The sequence below is a fragment of the Mesorhizobium sp. M6A.T.Ce.TU.002.03.1.1 genome (assembly GCF_003997275.1).
GTDB classification, from domain to species: domain Bacteria; phylum Pseudomonadota; class Alphaproteobacteria; order Rhizobiales; family Rhizobiaceae; genus Mesorhizobium; species Mesorhizobium mediterraneum.
In genome coordinates this window covers 1-19,687 of record NZ_RZTI01000120.1, presented here as the reverse complement: position 1 = coordinate 19,687, position 19,687 = coordinate 1, and the positions used below count along the sequence as shown (strand labels likewise).

The following is a 19,687-nucleotide window of genomic DNA, read 5'->3' as shown; positions in this document are numbered from 1 at the left end:
GTGGCGGCGGCCGGGGCCGACTGGATCCATCTCGACGTCATGGACGGGCATTTCGTGCCCAACATCACCTTCGGTCCGCCGGTGATCAAGGCGATCCGCAACCGCACCAAGGCCTTCTTCGACTGCCATCTGATGATCGCGCCCGCCGATCCTTATCTGGAAGCCTTCGCCGAAGCCGGCTGCGACGGCATGACGGTGCATGCCGAGGCCGGGCCGCATCTCGACCGTTCGCTGCAGACGATCAGGAATCTCGGCAAGAAGGCGGGCGTGTCGCTCAATCCGGGGACGCCGGAATCGGCTGTCGAATATGTGCTCGACCGGCTCGATCTGATCCTGATCATGACCGTCAATCCGGGTTTTGGCGGCCAGGCCTTCATTCCGGCGATTGTCGAGAAGGTGAAGCGGGTGAAGGCGCTGATCGGCAACCGGCCGATCCGGATTGAGATCGACGGCGGTATCTCGCCCGAAACCGCCCCTTTGGTCACCGCCGCCGGCGCCAGCGTGCTGGTCGCCGGTGCGGCGATCTTCAAGGGCGGCAGCGTCGAAGCCTATCGGGCGAACATCGAGGCGATCCGGACAGCGGCCGACCGGGCGGCCGGCTAACGCTGATGCTGACGGCGCCACGTGCCGTCTCTCCAGCCGGTCCGACGCCGGTGCGCTTGTGCTCATCACATGCGGTCCCATATTCTCTGTCTCATCCTTATGCCCGGACCCTCCCGCAGGCGCCTCTTCGACGGTTGGATCGATGAACCGCAGCCCTTTCTTTGCTGATCTGCTGAACACCATCGCCGACCGCGGCCGGATGATGCTGAACCTCGTTCGCGGTGACGAGCCGGTCTCGGCCGACAGCCTGGCGCGTCTGTGCACGCGTCTTCTTTCCAGCCAGGGTGAGGCATCGGGCGTCGCCTATGCCCGCGAAATCCTCGATCGCTGGCGCACCCTTGATGCTGACGGCCGGCTGGCCTTCCTGCATGTGCTGCGCGATCGGTTCGGCACCGATCATGTCAGGCTTGCCGCTGCCGTGGATGCCTATCGCGACGCGCCCGACGATCGCTCGGCACTTGCCCTGCACGACGCCGCCGAGCCGGCCAGGCAGGAGCTTCTGCGCCGCCTGAACCTGGCGCCCGGCGGCATCGAGACGCTGGTGCGCATGCGCGAGGATCTGCTTGCCCGGTTGACCACGTCGCCCGATCTCGCCATCGTCGATGCCGATTTCACGCACCTCTTGTCGTCATGGTTCAACCGCGGCTTCCTGGTGCTGCGGCGGATTGACTGGTCGACGCCGGCCAACATCCTGGAAAAAATCATCCGCTACGAGGCGGTGCACGCCATCCACACCTGGGACGATCTGCGCCGCCGGATCGAGCCCGCCGACCGGCTCTGCTATGCGTTCTTCCATCCGCAGCTTGGCGACGAGCCGCTGATCTTCGTCGAGGTCGCGCTGACCCGGGCGATGCCGACGACGATCGCCGAGCTGCTTGCCGATGAGCGGCCGCTGGTGCAACCACGGCAGGCCACGACGGCGGTATTCTATTCCATCTCCAACTGCCAGGAGGGCTTGCGCGGCATCTCCTTCGGCAATTTTTTGATCAAGCAGGTAGTCGAGGATCTGCGCCGCGACCTTCCCGGCCTGACCGATTTCGTCACGCTGTCCCCGGTGCCGGGCTTTGCCCGTTGGCTAGCCGAGCAGACCGGTCCCTCCGCCACTGAGGCGCTGGACCTCGTCGCCGACGAAGGCTGGCATGCGGACGCTGCCGCGCGCGACCGCGTGGGCCAGGTCCTGCTTCCTCTCGCGGCACAGTATTTCCTCGAAGCCCGCACCGCTTCCGGCAAGGTGATCGACTCGGTCGCCCGGTTCCATCTCGGCAATGGCGCGCGGCTGGAGCGCATCGACCTTTTCGGCGACCTGTCGCCCCGAGCCTTGCGTCAGGCGCATGGGCTGATGGTCAATTATCGCTACAAGCTCGACGACATCGAGAAGAACCACGAGCTGTTCGCCGCCAGGAACGATGTGGCGGCCGCACCCGCCGTGCGCCGCCTGCTGCCGAAACCAACGAGGCCGGCCGCGCCGCGGCTTCCGGCGCAACCTCAGGGGAATGAGGACAAGAGGGACATATGAGCAACCATTTGTTCGACGCCTTCCGCGCTCGCATGCCGGCGCCCGAGCGTCTGTTGATGGAGACGGATGACGGGCGCTCGATCACCTATGGCGACATGCTGGCGCGATCCGCGCAACTGGCCCACGCGCTGCTGCAACTGGGCGTCCAAGCCGGCGACCGCGTCGCCGTCCAGGTCGAGAAGAGCCCGCAGGCAGTCCTGCTCTATCTCGCCTGCCTGCGCGCCGGTGCGGTCTTCCTGCCGCTCAACACCGCTTACACGCTGACCGAACTCGACTACTTCTTCGGCGATGCCGAGCCGCGGCTGGTCGTCTGCGATCCGGCACGGGCAGCCGATATCGGGGCCTTGGCGGAGACATCGGGCGCTATCACAGTCACGCTCGGCGGCAATGGCGAAGGGTCGTTGATGGATCAGGCCTCGCGGCAGTCTTCGGATTTCCACGATGTGGTGCGCGGGCCGGACGATCTTGCGGCGATTCTCTACACCTCGGGAACCACCGGCCGCTCGAAAGGCGCCATGCTCAGCCATGAGAATCTCGCCTCGAATGCGCGCGTGCTGGTCGACCACTGGCGCTTCACTGCCGCAGACATTTTGATCCACGCGCTGCCGATCTTCCACACGCATGGCCTCTTCGTCGCCACCAACGTCGTCCTGATGGCCGGCGCCTCGATGCTGTTCGAAACCAAATTCGACCCGGCCCGCATCGTCTCGCTGCTGCCGCGCGCCACCGCGCTGATGGGCGTGCCGACCTTCTATGTGCGCCTGCTGCAGCAGGACGGCTTGAACCGCCAAGCGGCCAAAAACATCCGCCTCTTCGTTTCCGGCTCGGCGCCGCTGCTGGCCGAGACGCACAAGGCCTGGCGCGAGCGCACCGGCCACGCGATCCTTGAGCGCTACGGCATGACCGAGACCAACATGAACACGTCGAACCCCTATGATGGCGAGCGGCGTGCCGGCACGGTCGGCTTCCCCTTGCCCGGCGTGGCACTGCGCATCGCGGACCCCGACGGTGGCGCCACGCTTGCCCAAGGCGAGGTCGGCATGATCGAGGTGAAAGGCCCCAATGTCTTCGGCGGTTATTGGCGCATGCCGGAAAAGACCAAGGCGGAATTCCGTGACGACGGTTTCTTCATCACCGGGGATCTCGGCCTGATCGACGCCGACGGCTATGTCCACATCGTCGGGCGCGGCAAGGATCTGATTATTTCCGGCGGCTATAACATCTATCCGAAGGAGGTCGAGAGCGAGATCGACGCGCTGCCCGGCGTCAGTGAAAGCGCCGTGGTCGGCGTTGCTCATCCGGATTTCGGCGAGGGCGTCACGGCGATCGTGGTGCGGACGCCGGCCTCGACCATCACCGCCGCCGAGATCGTTGGTGCCATCGCCGGAAGGCTGGCGAAATACAAGCACCCGAAGCGGGTGATCTTCGTCGACGAGCTGCCGCGTAACACAATGGGCAAGGTGCAGAAGAACCTGCTGCGCGAAACCTACAAGGACCTCTACGCGCCGGCCAAAGCCGGCTGAAGCAAGAGGTTTGCGTTCAATTGATGCCTGCTCCGAAAACCTTGTCGCCTTCTATCCAGACGCCCTTGACTTCCAACTCGTCCGACAGCGCAACAATATCGGCGGCGGTGCCATTGGCGAAGCGCCCAAGCCGATGCGCCTGGCCGATCGCTTGTGCCGGATAGAGCGAAGCCATGCGCAGCGCCTCCGACAGGTCCAGTCCGACGACGTGGTGAACGAAGCGCACGGCGGCGATCATGTCGAGATCGGCGCCTGCCAACGTCCCGTCGGCAAGCGTCAGCCGGCCGTCCTTGCGGTAGATGGTGCGGCCGTTCAGCGTGAACGAGGTCATGTCGGTGCCGATCGTCGCCATGGCGTCGGTGACCAGAAAAATTTTTGCCGGCCCCTGCTTGGCGCGCAAGGCAATCGCCATGGTGGCGGGATCGACGTGGATGCCGTCGGCGATGATGCCGGCAAACAATGTGCCGGTATCGATGGCGGCACCCGCCAGCCCCGGCTCGCGATTGCCGATCTGGCTCATAGCGTTGAACAGATGGGTGACCACCGTTGCGCCGGCATCGGCGAACCCGCGCGCCTTGGCATAGCCGGTATCGGAATGGCCGAGGCTGACGACGATGCCGGCCTCAACGAGCGCCGAAATGCGCGCGGGGTCGACGGATTCAGGCGCGATCGTTGTCAGCAGCACCGGCAGAGTTTTTCGCGTTGCTATCAGCATCGCCTGGTCGACGTCGGTCATCGGCCGGATCAATGCCGGATCATGCGCGCCCTTGCGGGCGACCGATAGATGCGGGCCTTCGAGATGCAGGCCCAAAAAACCCGGCACCTTCTGTTGCGCGGCCAGCGCTCCGGCGGCAACCGCCGCTGCGGTGATTTCAGGCGTGTCGGTGATCAGCGTCGGCAGCAGTGCCGTCGTGCCGAACGGCGCGTGCGCCCGGCAGATGGTCTCGATCGAGGCGACATCGGGATGATCGTTGAGCATGACGCCGCCGCCGCCATTGACCTGCAGGTCGACGAAGCCCGGCGCAAGCATGCCGCCGTCGGTTTCGACACGCTCGACACCGGACGGAATGGCGCCTGCCGGAACGATGGCCTCGACAAGGCCGTCACGCACGACAAGGGCGGCGTTGTCATGCCAGTCCTCACCGTCGAATATGCGGGCGCCAGTCAGGGCAAAACGGTCGCTCATATGGTTTCCGTCACCTTGCGAAGATTGGGCGGCGTGTCCGGATCGAGGCCGCGATGGCGAGCAAAGGCCTCGACGAAGCCATAGAAGGACACGATCAGCGCCAGCGGGTCGGTCAGCGGATGGCCGGTGGCGACATGCGGCAGTTGCTGAGCGCTTTTCGCCTTGTCCGAGGTCACAAAAACGGCCGCGCCTTTGGCCGCCAGGCTGTCGGCAGCCTCGGCAACCGACGGCTCGGAAGCATCGCGGGCGGCGAGCGCCAGCACCGGGAAGTCGGGCCCGACCAGCGCCAGCGGGCCATGCATCACTTCGGCAGCACTATAGGCCTCGGCATGCATGGCGCAGGTTTCCTTGAACTTCAGCGCCGCCTCATTGGCGATCGCCGCGGACGGACCGCGACCGAGGATGAACAGCGATTTCGGCGTCTCCAAGGCACCGGCCAGCGCCATCCAGTCGCAGGCGATCGCCTTGCGGAAATGCTCCGGCAGGCAGGCAAGTGCTGCCAGAAGCTTGTCGTCGCCGGTGCTGTGCGCCATCAAGGCGAGGCCGGCGACGGCGGAATTGACGAAGGTCTTGGTCGCCGCGACGCTGCGCTCCGGCCCGGCCAGTATGTCGATCGCGTAGTCGCAGGCGCGCGCCAGCGGCGAATCGGCGGTGTTGGTGATGGCGACGGTCAGCGAACCACCCTCCCTCGCGGCTTGCGCCATGGCGACGATGTCCGGGCTCTTGCCCGATTGCGAGATCGCCAGGCAAGCCGAGCCGCCGAGCTTGAGCTTGGCGCCATAGATCGAGGCGATCGAAGGACCGACCGAAGCGACCGCGAGGCCGGCGGTCAGCTCCACGGCATATTTCATGAAGGTGGCGGCATGGTCGGAGGAGCCGCGCGCCACGGTGACGATAAAATGCGGGTCGCGCTCGCGAATGCCGCGCCCGGCCTCGGTCAGCACGGCTGCCGAACCATCGAGCAGGCGCGCGGTCGCCTCCGGGATCTCCTCGATCTCGCGCCGCATATGAGTTTTGGTCGCGCTCATGGCCGGCCCTCTTCGCCCGGCCCGCTCAGCCGGAGCTCGGCGACGAAATCATAGGCGTCGCCCCTGTAGATGGAGCGGGTGAATTCGATCACCTTGCCGCTCGCCAGATAGGAAATACGCTCGATGTGCAGCCCGGCAATCCCGGGCGGCACTTCGAGCAGGCGCGCGTCACTGTCGCCGAGATTGGCGGCCGAAATGCGCTGCACCGCCCGCACCGGCCGGAGGCCGGTCGTTTCCAGCGCAGCATAGAGCGAGGACCCTATTCCTGCCGGGTCGGGCAGCACGCTGGCCGACAGTGCCGCGCGCTCGATCGCCAGCGGCGTGTCGTTGGCGATGCGCAGGCGCGCCACGCGGGCCACCAGCTCGTTCGACGACAGTCCGAGCACCATCATCTCGTCCGGCGAGGGCGCATAAAGGCCGCGGTCGAGCCAGGCCGAACGGACAGCCATGCCGCGCCGCGCCATGTCTTCGGTGAAGGATGTGAGCCGCGACAGCGACTGCTCGACGCGCTCCATGCGCGGCGCGACGAAAGTGCCGGAGCCGTGGCGCTGGACGAGGATGCCGCCCTTGACCAGATCCTGCACCGCCTTGCGCACGGTGACGCGCGAAATGTCGGCCTTGCTGGCGATGTCGCGCTCGGAAGGCAGCGCGTCGCCCGGCCCGATCAGGCCGCGATTGACCGCGTCCTCGATGCTCTTCCTGAGCTGCAGATAGAGTGGCGCGCCGCTTTGCGAGGACTGCTTCAGCGTGGCGAAAATCTGGTCGGCGGCCTCGCTCATCGCGCTGCCTCCGCCGCTTTGGCGAAGACACGGACCGCCATCTGCACCGCGCCGCCCAGCGCATCGTCGAGCGGCGGCTTCAGCAGCGCCCGGTAGCGCGACGACAGGCGCGGCGCGTAAAACTGCGCCAGCCCGCCGAGCAGGCACAGCGGATCGTCGCCGCCGAGATCGAGGACGCCAAGTGCTGCCTCGACATCGGCGACCGCCTTGTCCAGGATCCAGTTGGCGACGGCGTCGCCTTTTTCGGCATGGTCGAAGACCTTGGGCGCGAAGCCGCCGAAATCGCCGGGCTTGGCATTGGTGGTGAACTCGACCAGATCCTCGGGATTGTCACGGAAGATGGCGAGCATGGCCTGCGTCAGCGGCGACGCTTCGCGGATGCCGTCATAGGCGAGCAGCGTCTGTTCGAGCAAGTCGCGGCCGATGCGGGCGCCGCTGCCCTGGTCGCCGACCTGGAAACCCCAGCCGCCAATGGCGCGCGATTTGCCTTGTCTGCGCGCCATATAGGCGGTGCCGGTGCCGAGGATGGCCATGGCGCCGTCACCGGAGCCGACCGCGCCTTCCAGCGCGATCTCGGCATCGGTCTCGACACGGCTTTGGCTGAACGGCAGGATGGCTTCGAGCTGCTGCCTGTAGGTGCCAACATTGGCGCCGGCGAGGCCTAGGATGGCCGGGGTTTGCGGGATCAGTTCGGGGTCTTGTCCGGCGTCGACAAAGGCCTGCCGCGCCGCCTCGACGATGTTGGACCTGGCGCCCGTGAGATCGGTGCGGATGTTGGCGGCGCCGCTCTTGGCGCGGCCGACGACCATGCCGCCCGCTGTCGCAAGAGCCGCCCTGCAGCTGGTGCCGCCGCCATCGATGCCAAGCACGAAATTCACGCGATTTCTCCTCCGGGCGGATAATACCAATAAAGTACCAATAGCCAAGGGTTAATTTCCGTTTCAGAAAGATTAAGCGGTATTTTATTGAAAAATCACCGGATTTTGCCGGCAGGCCGATTTGGTTGCAACGAATCCCGTTAATGCGTGTGGACAAGTGGTATTTTTTTGGTATTGTTTTCTGGATTGGAGGAAAGCGGATGGCCGAAACGCGCACCGAAGCGCTTCACCAGAATGCCGAGGGGCTGGATATCCAGGCCCCGGACGCCATCCTTTCCTCGTTGGCCAATGCGCAGGTCGAGGCCGCCAAGGCCGTGCGCGGCGCCATTCCCGCCATCGCCAAGGCAGCCGAGATCATTGCCAGCCAGCTTAAAAGCGGCGGCAAGCTCGCCTATGCGGCGGCGGGCAGTTCGGGCCTGATGGCGCTGGCCGATGCGCTGGAACTGCCGGGCACCTTCGGCATTCAGCGCGACCGCATCGCCATACTGATTGCCGGCGGCGACGATGCCTTCAAGACACTGGCCGGCGGGCCGGAAGACGATATCGACGAAGCCTCGGCGGCGGTTGCCAATGCCGGCATCGGCGAGGGCGACTGCCTGATCGCGGTCTCGGCCAGCGGCTCGACACCCTATGCCGTCAGGGCGATCGAGGACGCCAGGCGCCGGGGTGCGGCAACCATCGCCATCGCCAACAACAAGGATGCGCCGCTGCTTCGGCTGGCCGACATCGCCATCCTACTCGAAACGCCGCCTGAGCTGATCGCCGGCTCGACGCGCATGGGCGCCGGCACCGCCCAGAAGATTGCGCTCAACATGCTTTCGACGCTGGCCGCCATTCATCTTGGCCATGTGCATGACGGCTACATGGTCAACCTCATGGCCGACAACATCAAGCTGCGCGATCGCGCGGCAAGCATCGTCGCCGCCATCAGCGGGCGCGACAAGGAGGATGCGGCGCGCCTGCTCGAGAAGAGCGGCGGCGGCGTCAAGACTGCTATTCTGCTCGCCGCCGGCGCGGCCGGCGCCGATGCGGCCGAGAAGATACTGGAAGGGACCGGCCAGAAGCTGCGCCCGGCCCTTTCCGTGATTGAGGGGAGCATGGGGCAAAAAGCCCCTGTTCTCAAAACCGAACCTGAAAAAGGTCAACAGGGAGACTGAGCATGACAACGAAACTAATGACGGCACTTCTTCTCGGCACCAGCATTCTCGGTTCAGCCGGAATGGCCTATGCCCAAGACGTAACGCTCAACATCGAAAGCTGGCGTGGCGACGACCTTGCCATCTGGAAGGACAAGCTGATCCCGGCTTTCGAGGCCAAGAACCCGGGCATCAAGGTGGTGTTCGCGCCGTCGGCACCGACCGAATATGACGCAGCACTCGGCGCCAAGCTCGCCGCCGGCTCGGCGGGCGACCTGATCACCTGCCGCCCGTTCGACAAGTCGCTGGAACTCTTCAAGAAGGGCAACCTCGCCGACATCTCGACACTGCCCGGCATGGAGAATTTCTCCGACGTCGCCAAGGCCGCATGGCAGACCGACGACGGCAAGGCGAGCTTCTGCGTGCCGATGGCTTCCGTCATCCATGGCTTCATCTACAACAAGGACGCCTTCGACAAGCTCGGCATCAAGGTGCCGACGACGAACGAGGAGTTCTACGCCGCGCTCGACAAGATCAAAGCCGACGGCACCTACATCCCGATGGCGATGGGCACCAAGGACCTCTGGGAAGCCGCGACCATGGGCTACCAGAACATCGGCCCGAACTACTGGAAGGGCGAGGAAGGCCGCGCTGCGCTGATCAAGGGCGAGCAGAAGCTGACCGATCCGCAGTGGGTCGCACCCTATGCCGAACTGGCCAAGTGGAAGCCCTATCTCGGCGACGGCTTCGAGGCACAGACCTACCCGGACAGCCAGAACCTGTTCACGCTCGGCCGCGCCGCCATCTATCCGGCCGGCTCATGGGAAATCGGCCTGTTCAACACGCAGGCGCAGTTCAAGATGGGCGCATTCCCGCCGCCGGTGCAGAAGGCCGGCGACACCTGCTACATCTCCGACCACACCGACATCGGCATGGGCCTCAATGCAGCGTCGAAGAACGCGGATGCGGCCAAGACCTTCCTGACATGGGTGGCCTCGCCTGACTTCGCCACCATCTACGCCAACGCGCTGCCGGGCTTCTTCAGCCTGAACAACACCCCGGTGAAGATGGAAGACCCGCTGGCCCAGGAATTCGTCTCCTGGCGCGACAAGTGCAAGTCGACGATCCGCTCGACCTATCAGATCCTGTCGCGCGGCACGCCGAACCTCGAGAACGAGACGTGGGTTGAATCGGCCAACGTCATCAACGGCACCGTCACGCCGGAAGCTGCCGCCAAGAAGCTGCAGGACGGCCTCGACAGCTGGTATAAGGCTGGCAAGTAAGAGCGAGCGCTATCTCCCCCCTCGAGGGGGGAGATGTCGCCGAAGGCGACAGAGGGGTCGGTAAAGGCAGGCCGCGGCTTCATCGTTGCTGAAAGGCACGGTCGAAGTCACGATGGCGCACTGCCTTGGCCGACGCCACCTGCCTCGCTTCGCGAGGCACCCTCCCCTCGAGGGGGGAGGGAGGCGCCGCGCCTTTTTGCGGCAATTGCAAGAACCTGATCGGCGGGGACCGAACGCATGGCCGCAGCACCGAAACGACCGTTCCGCTGGCATATCGTCGTCTTCCTGGCGCCGGCGGTGCTGGTCTATACGGCGATCATGATCTTGCCGCTGGCCGGCACGCTGCAGCTCTCGCTGTTTCGCAACATCGAGCAGGCCCAGGTCTTCGTCGGGTTCGAAAATTTCCGCAGGCTGTTCGGCGATCCCAACTGGTCGGTCAATTTCTGGAACGCCCTGCGCAACAACGTCTGGTTCTTCATCATCCACATGGTCGTGCAGAACCCGATCGGCGTCCTGCTGGCCGCACTGCTGTCCAGCCCGCGGCTTAGGTTCTCCGCCTTCTACCGTACGGCGATCTTCGTGCCGACGATCCTGTCCTTCGTCATCGTCGGCTTCGCCTGGAAGCTGATCCTGTCGCCGCTGTGGGGCGTGGCGCCTAACCTGATGGATCTTGTCGGCCTCAAAAGCCTGTTCACGCCGTGGCTGGGCAAGGAGCAATATGCGCTGACCACGCTCAGCCTGATCTCGGTGTGGCAGTTCGTCGGCATCCCGATGATGCTGATCTATGCAGCATTGCTGTCCATCCCCGAGGAGGTGATCGAAGCGGCCGAATGCGACGGCATCACCGGCATGTCGCAGTTCTGGAAGATCAAGCTGCCGCTGATCCTGCCGTCGATAGGCATCATCTCGATCCTGACCTTCGTCGGTAATTTCAACGCCTTCGACCTGATCTACACCGCGCAGGGCGCGCTGGCCGGGCCGAATTATTCGACCGATATCCTCGGCACTTTCCTCTACCGCGCCTTCTTCGGTTTCCAGTTGCAGGTCGGCGATCCCAACATGGGCGCGGCGATCGCCACGATGATGTTCCTGATCATCCTTGGCGGCGTCTGCGTCTATCTCTTCCTCGTCCAGACGCGCCTGCGTCGGTATCAGTTTTAGGGGGCGAGATGTTGAGCTTGAGCACCCCCCTCTGGCCTGCCGGCCATCTCCCCCTCAAGGGGGGAGATTGGACTGCCGCATTGCTTTCGCCACTTTTCAACGTTGCAAGAGAAGCCGCCAGGCTGGAGCTGCCAATCTCCCCCCTTGAGGGGGAGATGTCCGGCAGGACAGAGGGGGGTGCCTTGGCACAAAATCGGGAGACTCTGGGATGAGCACGGCAACCCATTCCCTGCCCCGCACCATCGGCGCCCATGCGGTGCTGTTGACCTACACGGTGATCGCGCTGTTTCCCGTGATCATCGTCATCGTGAATTCGTTTAAATCCCGCGCGGCGATCTTCGGCGCGCCGCTGGCGCCGCCGACGCCAAAGACCTTCGACCTGATCGGCTACACCACCGTCATTGGGCAGGGCGATTTCATCCATTACTTCCAGAACAGCCTCGTCGTCACCGTCGCCTCGCTGTTCTTCGTGCTGTTGTTCGGCGCCATGGCCGCTTTCGCGCTGTCGGAATACCGCTTTCGCGGCAACACGATGATGGGGCTTTATCTCGCGCTCGGCATCATGATCCCGATCCGCCTCGGCACCGTCGCCATCCTGCAATTGATGGTAGCGAGCGGGCTGGTCAACACGCTGACGGCGCTGATCCTGGTCTACACCGCACAAGGCCTGCCCCTGGCGGTGTTCATCCTGTCGGAATTCATGAAGCAGGTATCCGACGACCTGAAGAATGCGGGCAGGATCGACGGGCTGTCCGAATACACCATCTTCTTCCGGCTGGTGCTGCCGCTGGTCAGGCCATCGATGGCGACGGTCGCCGTGTTCACCATGATCCCGATCTGGAACGATCTGTGGTTTCCGCTGATTCTGGCGCCGTCGGAGGAGACCAAGACGGTGACGCTCGGCGCCCAGCTGTTCCTCGGCCAGTTCGTCACCAACTGGAACGCGATCCTGGCGGCACTGTCGCTGGCGATCATGCCGGTGCTGATCCTCTACGTCATCTTCTCGCGGCAGCTGATCCGCGGCATCACTTCCGGAGCCGTCAAATGAGTGATGGTCGAGAGATTATCGTACAGGCCCTTGTCGAGACAGCGAGCCGCTATGGATTTCGAGGCGTGCGCGCCACGAATTTCTACCGCGAATGGCCGGAGACCGTCTGCTTGCTAAACCTTCAGAAGTCTTCCTGGGGACCGCAGTTCTATCTCAACGCTGCCATCTGGTTGACGCGGTTCGGGGCGGAGCGCCGGCCGAAGGAATACAACTGTCATATTCGTTGGCGCGTCAATTCCCAGATGGAAGACGAGCAGTCGAAGGCGTTCACCCAGGCGCTCAATCTTGAGCATCCCTTGTCTGACGATCATAGGCTTTCGCTGATCAAGGAAGGAGTCGGTGCCTATGGCTTCCGACTTTTGGCCCGCTGCGACAGTGAAGAAGCGGCTCTGCGGGTCGCAGATGAATGCGAGCCACAGGTAATGGTGGCTCTCGCAGCTCGCAGGCAAGAAAAGGCAGATTGAAATGGCCGAACCTCTTCGCGTCGTCGTCGCCGGGCTTGGCAATATGGGCCGCAGCCATGCGCTGGCCTATCACACCAATCCGGGTTTTGAGATCGCGGCGCTGATCAACCGTTCTGACGTGCCGCTGCCGGCCGTGCTTTCCGGCTATGATATCAGGCGCTCCTTCGATGAGGCGCTGCGCGACGAAAAACCCGATGTCGCCTGCATCGCCACCTATTCCGACAGCCATGCCGACTATGCGGTGAGGGCGTTCGAGGCAGGCTGCCATGTCTTTGTCGAAAAGCCGCTGGCGACGACGGTGGCGGACGCCAAACGCGTCGTCGCGGCAGCCAAGGCCAATGGCAAAAAACTGGTGATCGGCTACATCCTGCGCCATCATCCGTCCTGGATCAGGCTGATCGCCGAGGCGCGCAAGCTGGGCGGCCCTTACGTGTTTCGCATGAACCTCAACCAGCAATCCTCCGGCCAAAGCTGGGAGACGCACAAGCTATTGATGCAGACGACGTCACCGATCGTCGATTGCGGCGTGCATTATCTCGACGTGATGCTGCAGATCACCGATGCCAGGCCGGTCGAAGTGCGCGGCATGGGGCTGCGGCTGACCGACGAGATCGCGCCCTCGATGTACAATTACGGCCACCTGCAGGTGCTGTTCGACGATGGCTCGGTCGGCTGGTACGAGGCCGGCTGGGGGCCGATGATCTCGGAGACGGCCTTCTTCGTGAAGGACGTGATCTCGCCCCATGGCTGCGTGTCGATCGTCATGAAAGAGGGTGTCAGATCCGACGACATCGACACCCACACCAAGACCTCGACCATCCGCCTGCACAGCGCGGCAACCGGTGCGGACGGCAAGTTCGCCAAGCCGGATGAGATGCTGTCGATGGAGGGCGAACCCGGCCATCAGGATCTCTGCGATCTCGAACAGGCTTTTTTGCTGAAGGCGATCCGCGAGGATCTCGACTTGACCCGCCACATGGACGACGCGGTGAAGTCGCTCGCCGTCTGCCTTGCCGCCGACGAGAGCGTGCGCAGTGGGAAGGCGGTGCAATTGTGACAAGAGAATTATCGTCCGGAGTTGCGCTCTACGGCGCCCCCCTCTGGCCTGCCGGCCATCTCCCCCTCAAGGGGGGAGATTTGCCGTCACGTTTTCTTTCGCCAATCACCAACATCGAGAAGAGTGCGGCGGCGTCAAAGCTGCCAATCTCCCCCCTTGAGGGGGAGATGGCCGGCAGGCCAGAGGGCGGTGCTTCTGCGCCCACATTCCAATCCGGAGGAACGCCGTGGGCTCGCTGAACATCGAAAATGTGAAGAAGGCCTTTGGGCCGGTCGAGGTGCTGAAGGGCATCAACCTCGAAGTGACCGACGGCGAATTCGTCGTCTTCGTCGGCCCCTCCGGCTGCGGAAAGTCGACGCTGCTCAGGGTCATTGCCGGACTGGAGGATTCGACGTCGGGGCGCGTGGTGATCGACGGGGCGGATGTCTCCGCCACCCCGCCGGCCAAACGCGGCATCGCCATGGTGTTCCAGACCTACGCGCTCTACCCGCATCTGACGGTGAAGAACAATATGGGCCTCGGCCTCAAGCAGGCGGGCACGCCGGCGGCCGAGATCGACCGCCGCATCGGCATTGCCTCCTCTATGCTGTCGCTGGAACCCTATCTCGCAAGGCGCCCGGCCGAGCTTTCCGGCGGCCAGCGTCAGCGCGTCGCCATCGGCCGCGCCGTGGTGCGCGAGCCCAAGCTTTTCCTGTTCGACGAGCCTTTGTCGAACCTCGATGCGGCACTGCGCGTCAACACCAGGCTGGAGATCGCGCAACTGCATCGCCGGCTGAAGGCAACGATGATCTATGTCACCCACGACCAGGTCGAGGCGATGACGCTGGCCGACAAGATCGTCGTGCTCAACGCGGGGAAAATCGAGCAGATCGGCGGACCGATGGAGCTCTACAATTCGCCGGCAAATGAATTCGTCGCCGGCTTCATCGGCTCACCGAAGATGAATTTCGTCGACGGCGCCAGGCTTGGCGAGACGGCCAAGACCATCGGCGTCCGGCCAGAGCACCTGACGGTCGACGCGAAATCCGGCGCCTGGAAGGGCACGGTCGTCCATGCCGAGCATCTCGGCGCCGACACCAACCTTTATCTCGACTGCGAGAAGGCCGGGCTGATCACCGTGCGCATCTTCGGCGTCTACAATGCCGAACCAGGTGCTACGCTTTATGCGACGCCGGATCCGGCGAAGACTTATCGGTTCGGGGTCGATGGCAAGGTGCTGAAGTAGGCTGGCGCCGACTCCCCTTCTCCCCCTGTGGGAGAAGGTGGCCGAGCGAAGCTCGGTCGGATGAGGGGTGTTGGAAGGATCGCTACGGTGAAGGCGTAAGCGACGGAATCCTTCGATGTTTTCTCGTCGCGTTTCTTCCAGCACCCCTCATCCGTCTCGGCGCTGCGCGCCGATCCACCTTCTCCCACAGGGGGAGAAGGCAGAGCGCCGCTACAAATCCGCCCTAAACGTCTGCTTCTGGATGCCCAGCCCTTCGATGCCGAGCTCGACGACGTCGCCGGCCTTCAGGAACACCGGCGGCTTCATGCCGAGGCCGACGCCGGGAGGCGTGCCGGTGGAGATGATGTCACCCGGATGCAGCGACATGAACTGGCTGAGGTAGGAAACCAGGTAGGCGACGCCATAGACCATGGTCCTGGTCGAGCCGTTCTGCATCGTCTTGCCATTGACCTTCAGCCACATCGGGATGTTCTGCGGGTCCTTAACCTCGTCCTTGGTCACCAGCCACGGGCCGATCGGCCCGAACGTGTCGCAGCTCTTGCCCTTGGTCCACTGGCCCTGACGCTCGGCCTGGAAGGCGCGTTCGGAAACGTCGTGCGCGACGCAATAGCCGGCGACATAATCCAGCGCCTCGGCCTCGGTGACATATTTCGCGGTTTTGCCGATGACCACGCCAAGCTCGACTTCCCAGTCGGTCTTGACCGAGCCGCGCGGGATCAGCACGTCGTCATCAGGCCCGACGATGGCCGAGCTCGCCTTCATGAAGATGATCGGCTCCGGCGGCACGGTGGCGCCGGTCTCGGCGGCGTGGTCGGAATAGTTGAGGCCGATGCAGATGAATTTGCCGGTGCCGGCGACGCAGGCGCCGATGCGCGGCTTGCCGGAAACCGCCGGCAGCGATTTTGGATCGAGCTTCGACAATGCCTCGAGGGATGCCGGGTCGAGCGCCTTGCCGGCAATGTCGGTGACATGGGCGGAGAGGTCACGGATCGTCCCATCCGCATCGAGCAGGCCGGGGCGTTCGCTCCCCGCCTCGCCATAGCGCAGCAGTTTCATAGAATTTTTCTCCCAGTTGAGACCAGAGGCCGTTTGCAAACTCGCTCCGCTGCGGCGAATGGCGTGGTCTTCGAGAACCGGAGCGGAGCGTACTTAAAGCACGTGAGCACCGGAAGCGCAGAAAACCGCGCTAGGCGCCCGGCGGAGTAGAGTTTCTAATGGCCTCTTAAATCGACCAGCCACCGTCGATATTATAAGCCTGTCCCGACGTATAGGTGGCACCGGCCAGATAGACGGCGAGATCGGCGATTTCCTCGGGTGTGCCCAAGCGGCCCATCGGCTGGCGGGCGATGAAGGCGGCGCGGGCGGCCTCGTAGTCGCCCTGCGCATGCATGCGGTCCTGCAGCGACGGGCTTTCGACCGTGCCCGGGCAGATGGCGTTGCAGCGTACGCCCCTGCCGACATAGTCGGCGGCGACCGATTTGGTCAGGCCGATGACGGCCGCCTTGGTCAGCCCATAGACGAAGCGGTTCGGCACGCCCTTGGTCGAGCTGGCCAGCGACGCCATGTTGATGATCGAGCCGTCGCCGCGCTCCAGCATGCCGGGCAGCACGGCGCGGATAGTGCGGATCATCGAGCGGACATTGAGATCATAGGCGAAGTCGAGATCGGCATCCTTCATCTCGAGGATCGAGCCCGAATGAACGAAGCCGGCGCAGTTGAACAGCACGTCGACGGCGCCGATCTCGGCAAAGGCGGTTGAAACCGCCTCGTCGTTCAGCACATCGAGCTTGCGGGTCTTGATCCCGGGCGTCTTGCCAAGTTCGGCGAGCATTACCTCGTTGATGTCGGTGGCATGGACGACGGCGCCTGCCTTGGCGAAAGCCAGCGCGCTCGCCCGGCCGATGCCCTGTGCCGCCGCCGTGACGACAACCATCTTGCCTGCCAGATCCGCCATGCTTTTCTCCTCTGTGGCCGCCTGGTTTTTACCGCCACGCGGCCAAGGCGCAATGTGCCAGATAGGCACTATCATGCCGCCTGTATCGCTGTTCGCCTAAATGTTTTTTCTCGGTAAAGAACATCATTTCTGCCGTCAAGCCCGAACGCTTCTCGCCCGCCGCCGCGCGCAAGGCGACCGCTCAGTCGCCGTAGGGCACCCAGACGTTCTTGACCTCGACGGCACGCCGCAGGAAGGCGTCGCCGGCGGCCTCGCTCGATGCCCAGTCGAGGCTGCGGCCGTTACCGGTCCAGACGCGCTTGAGATTGCCGACAGAGTCGGCTTCGGCCTTGGCGCAGGTCTCGGCATCGGCGAACACCCAGAGCCCGTCGACATCGTCGTGCTTGGCCAGCACACCGGCGAGTTCGGCGCTGCGGCCGGTGACGATGTTGATGGCGCCGGCCGGGATGTCGGAATATTCGATGACTTGATAAAGATCCGTGGCAAGCAGCGGATATCGTTCCGAAGGCACCGCGACCACGGTGTTGCCCAGGGCGAGCGCCGGCGCAACCAGCGACATCAGGCCGAGCAGGGGCGCATTGTCGGATGCCACTATACCTACGACGCCGACCGGCTCGTGCAGTGCCAATGTGACGGCGCGGGCCGGCGGCTGGTGGACGCGGCCCTCGAACTTGTCGGCCAGGCCGGCATAGAGGAACAGCCGCTCGATCGACAGCTCGACCTCTTCGCGCGCGGCCTTGGCGGTGGCGCCGACGAGCTGAGTGAGGCGCGCCGCAAACTCGTCGGCACGGCCGGACAGGTTCTCGGCCAGATAGTAGAGCACTTGGGCACGGTTGTAGGCGGTCGCCTCCGGCCAGGCCTTGCAAGCGCGGGCAGCGGAGACGGCGTCGCGGATATCCTTGCGGCTGCCGAGACCAACCTCACCGGCAAGCTTGCCCTTGGCGGTGGCCACCGCAATCGAATAATTGCCGTCCGGCCGGACCTGCTTACCGCCGATGAACAGTTTTGCCGTGCGATCGATGGCGTCGCTTTCGGCCTGCTCGACAGGCTGGGCGGAAGCCGTTGCCGGCTTGATGACGGGGCCGAGCGGCAGCTTTGCCGAGAGATATTCGAACATGCCCTCGCGCCCGCCTTCGCGGCCAAAACCGCTCTCGCGGTAGCCGCCGAAGCCGCAGGCGGCGTCGAACATGTTGGTGCCGTTGACCCAGACGACGCCGGCCTTCAATTGCGGCGCGACGTGCAGTGCGAGGTTGACGTTCTCGCTCCACACCGAGGCGGCCAGCCCGTAGCGCGTGTTGTTGGCGAGCTCGACCGCTTCCTCGGTGTTGCGGAAGGTCATGGTGGCGAGCACCGGGCCGAATACCTCCTCCTGTGCCAGGATGTTAGCCGGCGAAACGCCTGTCGCCAGCGTCGGCAAATGGTAATAGCCGGAGGACGGCAGCGCCACGTCCGGCTGCCAGCAGACAGCGCCCTGCTTGGAGCCTTCGGCAACCAGTCCCTTGACGCGATCGAGCTGGGTCAGGTCGACCAGCGGGCCGATATCGGTGTTCTTGTCGAGCGGGCTGCCGACGCGCAACCGGCTCATCCGCGTCTTGACCTTGGCGATGAAGGCGTCGGCGATGCCTTCCTGCACCAGCAGGCGCGAGCCGGCACAGCAGACCTGGCCCTGGTTGAACCAGATGCCGTCGACCAGTCCCTCGACGGCGCTGTCGAGATCGGCGTCCTCGAAGACGACGAAGGCCGACTTGCCGCCAAGTTCCAGCGACAATTTCTTGCCGGAGCCTGCGGTGGCTTTGCGGATGATCTTGCCGACCTCGGACGAACCGGTGAAGGCGATCTTCTGGACGCCGGGATGATTGACGATTGCTGCGCCCGCCTCGGGTCCGCCCTGGACGATGTTGACGACACCCTTCGGCACGCCGGATCGTTCGCAGATCTCGGCAAACAGGATGGCGGTGAGCGGCGTGAACTCGGCCGGCTTCAGCACGATGGTGCAGCCCGCGGCGAGCGCCGGCGCGATCTTCCAGGCCAGCATCAAAAGCGGGAAGTTCCACGGGATGATCTGGCCGACGACGCCGACGCCCTTATGGCCGGGAAAATCCCTGTCCAACGCCTGCGCCCAGCCGGCATGGTGGATGAAATGGCGGATGGCCAGTGGCACGTCGATGTCGCGGCTTTCGCGGATCGGCTTGCCATTGTCGATCGATTCCAACACCGCGAACAGACGCTGGTGGCGCTGCATGGAGCGGCCGATGGCATAGAGCACTTTTGCTCGGCTGTAGCCTGAGGATGCGCTCCACTTCGGCAGCGCTTTTGCCGCGGCCGAAACCGCGGCATCGATGTCGGCGGCACCGGCATCCGATACCTTGGCCAACAATTTGCCCGAGGCAGGATCGCTGGTCTCGAAGGTCTTGCCGCCTGTGGCTGCTTTCCAGTCGCCGCCGATGAACAGTGCTTTGGAAAAATCGCGCGCGGCAAGCCAGGCATCAGCCTCGTTGCGGGCTTCCGGCGCCGGACCGTATTCCATGGCATGATAGCGTTCGAGAATGTTCATCAGGCGCTCCGAAATCACGCCATTGCGTGGCGATGATTGGCCGAATAGTGACCGGTCAAATGATGTTCGAGCTGGCGCTCTATGTCGGTCAGCAGGCTCGACGCCCCGAAGCGGAACAAGTCTGGCTCCAGCCATCGCCGTCCAAGCTCTTCCTTCATCAGCACCAGCCAGTCGAGCGAAGCCTTTGCCGTGGAAATGCCGCCGGCCGGCTTGAAGCCGATGAGATAGCCGGTTTCCTCGAAATAGGCGCGGACGGCGGCATTTCCACGGCAAAGGCTTCGCTCGACTGGCT

The 19,687-nt window shown here is 64.1% G+C and carries 17 protein-coding genes and 1 pseudogene; 10 read left to right on the top strand and 8 right to left on the bottom strand.

The window, feature by feature from the left end; translation table 11 throughout:
* The 3 genes from rpe to EOC93_RS26430 form a co-directional block, all read left to right on the top strand.
* Nucleotides 1-603, top strand: a 603-nt coding sequence (gene rpe, locus EOC93_RS26440; RefSeq protein WP_127206094.1) for a ribulose-phosphate 3-epimerase, incomplete at its 5' end; no start/stop codon positions are given.
* Nucleotides 604-745: 142 nt separating this feature from the next.
* Nucleotides 746-2,119 (top strand): malonyl-CoA decarboxylase, encoded by a 1,374-nt coding sequence (locus tag EOC93_RS26435; RefSeq protein WP_127206093.1) that lies wholly within the window; start codon nucleotides 746-748, stop codon nucleotides 2,117-2,119.
* Nucleotides 2,116-3,642 (top strand): malonyl-CoA synthase, encoded by a 1,527-nt coding sequence (locus tag EOC93_RS26430; protein ID WP_127206092.1) that lies wholly within the window; start codon nucleotides 2,116-2,118, stop codon nucleotides 3,640-3,642. Before EOC93_RS26435 ends, EOC93_RS26430 begins: the two co-directional genes overlap by 4 nt.
* A 16-nt stretch (nucleotides 3,643-3,658) precedes the next feature.
* Here EOC93_RS26430 and nagA read toward each other — a convergent pair whose 3' ends face one another.
* Genes nagA through EOC93_RS26410 form a run of 4 tightly spaced genes read right to left on the bottom strand, consistent with a single transcriptional unit; the run spans nucleotide 3,659 to nucleotide 7,513 of the window.
* Nucleotides 3,659-4,828, bottom strand: a complete 1,170-nt coding sequence (nagA, locus tag EOC93_RS26425) for an N-acetylglucosamine-6-phosphate deacetylase (protein WP_127206091.1) — start codon at nucleotides 4,826-4,828, stop codon at nucleotides 3,659-3,661.
* The gene (locus tag EOC93_RS26420; protein WP_127206090.1) at nucleotides 4,825-5,856 is read right to left on the bottom strand and encodes an SIS domain-containing protein; all 1,032 of its coding nucleotides are present in this window, start codon (nucleotides 5,854-5,856) and stop codon (nucleotides 4,825-4,827) included. The genes nagA and EOC93_RS26420 overlap by 4 nt, the downstream gene beginning before the upstream one ends.
* On the bottom strand, nucleotides 5,853-6,635 hold the full coding sequence (locus EOC93_RS26415; protein ID WP_127206089.1) for a GntR family transcriptional regulator: 783 nt from the start codon (nucleotides 6,633-6,635) through the stop codon (nucleotides 5,853-5,855). The genes EOC93_RS26420 and EOC93_RS26415 overlap by 4 nt, the downstream gene beginning before the upstream one ends.
* The gene (locus EOC93_RS26410) at nucleotides 6,632-7,513 is read right to left on the bottom strand and encodes an N-acetylglucosamine kinase (protein ID WP_127206088.1); all 882 of its coding nucleotides are present in this window, start codon (nucleotides 7,511-7,513) and stop codon (nucleotides 6,632-6,634) included. Before EOC93_RS26410 ends, EOC93_RS26415 begins: the two co-directional genes overlap by 4 nt.
* A 200-nt stretch (nucleotides 7,514-7,713) precedes the next feature.
* Between EOC93_RS26410 and EOC93_RS26405 the strand changes: the two genes are divergently transcribed.
* From EOC93_RS26405 to EOC93_RS26365, 7 genes are all read left to right on the top strand, one after another.
* Nucleotides 7,714-8,670, top strand: a complete 957-nt coding sequence (locus EOC93_RS26405; RefSeq protein WP_127206087.1) for an N-acetylmuramic acid 6-phosphate etherase — start codon at nucleotides 7,714-7,716, stop codon at nucleotides 8,668-8,670.
* A gap of 2 nt (nucleotides 8,671-8,672) precedes the next feature.
* On the top strand, nucleotides 8,673-9,932 hold the full coding sequence (locus EOC93_RS26400) for an ABC transporter substrate-binding protein (RefSeq protein WP_127206086.1): 1,260 nt from the start codon (nucleotides 8,673-8,675) through the stop codon (nucleotides 9,930-9,932).
* A 237-nt stretch (nucleotides 9,933-10,169) separates the two neighbouring features.
* Nucleotides 10,170-11,093, top strand: a complete 924-nt coding sequence (locus tag EOC93_RS26395) for a sugar ABC transporter permease (RefSeq protein WP_127206085.1) — start codon at nucleotides 10,170-10,172, stop codon at nucleotides 11,091-11,093.
* 208 nt (nucleotides 11,094-11,301) lie between these two features.
* Entirely contained in the window at nucleotides 11,302-12,141 is an 840-nt protein-coding gene (locus EOC93_RS26385) for a carbohydrate ABC transporter permease (protein WP_126104138.1), read from the top strand.
* A complete protein-coding gene (locus tag EOC93_RS26380) occupies nucleotides 12,138-12,605 on the top strand; it encodes a DUF4304 domain-containing protein (protein WP_127206084.1) in 468 nt (155 codons plus the stop codon). Before EOC93_RS26385 ends, EOC93_RS26380 begins: the two co-directional genes overlap by 4 nt.
* Nucleotide 12,606: 1 nt before the next feature.
* Nucleotides 12,607-13,662, top strand: coding sequence for a Gfo/Idh/MocA family oxidoreductase (locus tag EOC93_RS26375; protein ID WP_127206083.1), 1,056 nt, complete (start codon nucleotides 12,607-12,609; stop codon nucleotides 13,660-13,662).
* A gap of 226 nt (nucleotides 13,663-13,888) precedes the next feature.
* Nucleotides 13,889-14,887 carry an ABC transporter ATP-binding protein gene (locus EOC93_RS26365; protein WP_127206082.1) on the top strand — a complete coding sequence of 333 codons (999 nt, stop codon included), beginning with the start codon at nucleotides 13,889-13,891 and terminating at the stop codon, nucleotides 14,885-14,887.
* A gap of 210 nt (nucleotides 14,888-15,097) precedes the next feature.
* Here EOC93_RS26365 and EOC93_RS26360 read toward each other — a convergent pair whose 3' ends face one another.
* The 4 genes and pseudogenes from EOC93_RS26360 to EOC93_RS26345 form a co-directional block, all read right to left on the bottom strand.
* The gene (locus EOC93_RS26360) at nucleotides 15,098-15,943 is read right to left on the bottom strand and encodes a fumarylacetoacetate hydrolase family protein (RefSeq protein WP_127206081.1); all 846 of its coding nucleotides are present in this window, start codon (nucleotides 15,941-15,943) and stop codon (nucleotides 15,098-15,100) included.
* A 166-nt stretch (nucleotides 15,944-16,109) separates the two neighbouring features.
* On the bottom strand, nucleotides 16,110-16,841 hold the full coding sequence (locus EOC93_RS26355) for an SDR family oxidoreductase (RefSeq protein WP_127206080.1): 732 nt from the start codon (nucleotides 16,839-16,841) through the stop codon (nucleotides 16,110-16,112).
* A 181-nt stretch (nucleotides 16,842-17,022) separates the two neighbouring features.
* Nucleotides 17,023-19,395: an aldehyde dehydrogenase family protein gene (locus EOC93_RS26350; protein WP_127206079.1), complete on the bottom strand. Its 2,373-nt coding sequence runs from the start codon at nucleotides 19,393-19,395 to the stop codon at nucleotides 17,023-17,025.
* Nucleotides 19,396-19,409: 14 nt separating this feature from the next.
* A pseudogene (locus EOC93_RS26345) lies at nucleotides 19,410-19,687 on the bottom strand (deoxyribose-phosphate aldolase); the annotation flags it as partial.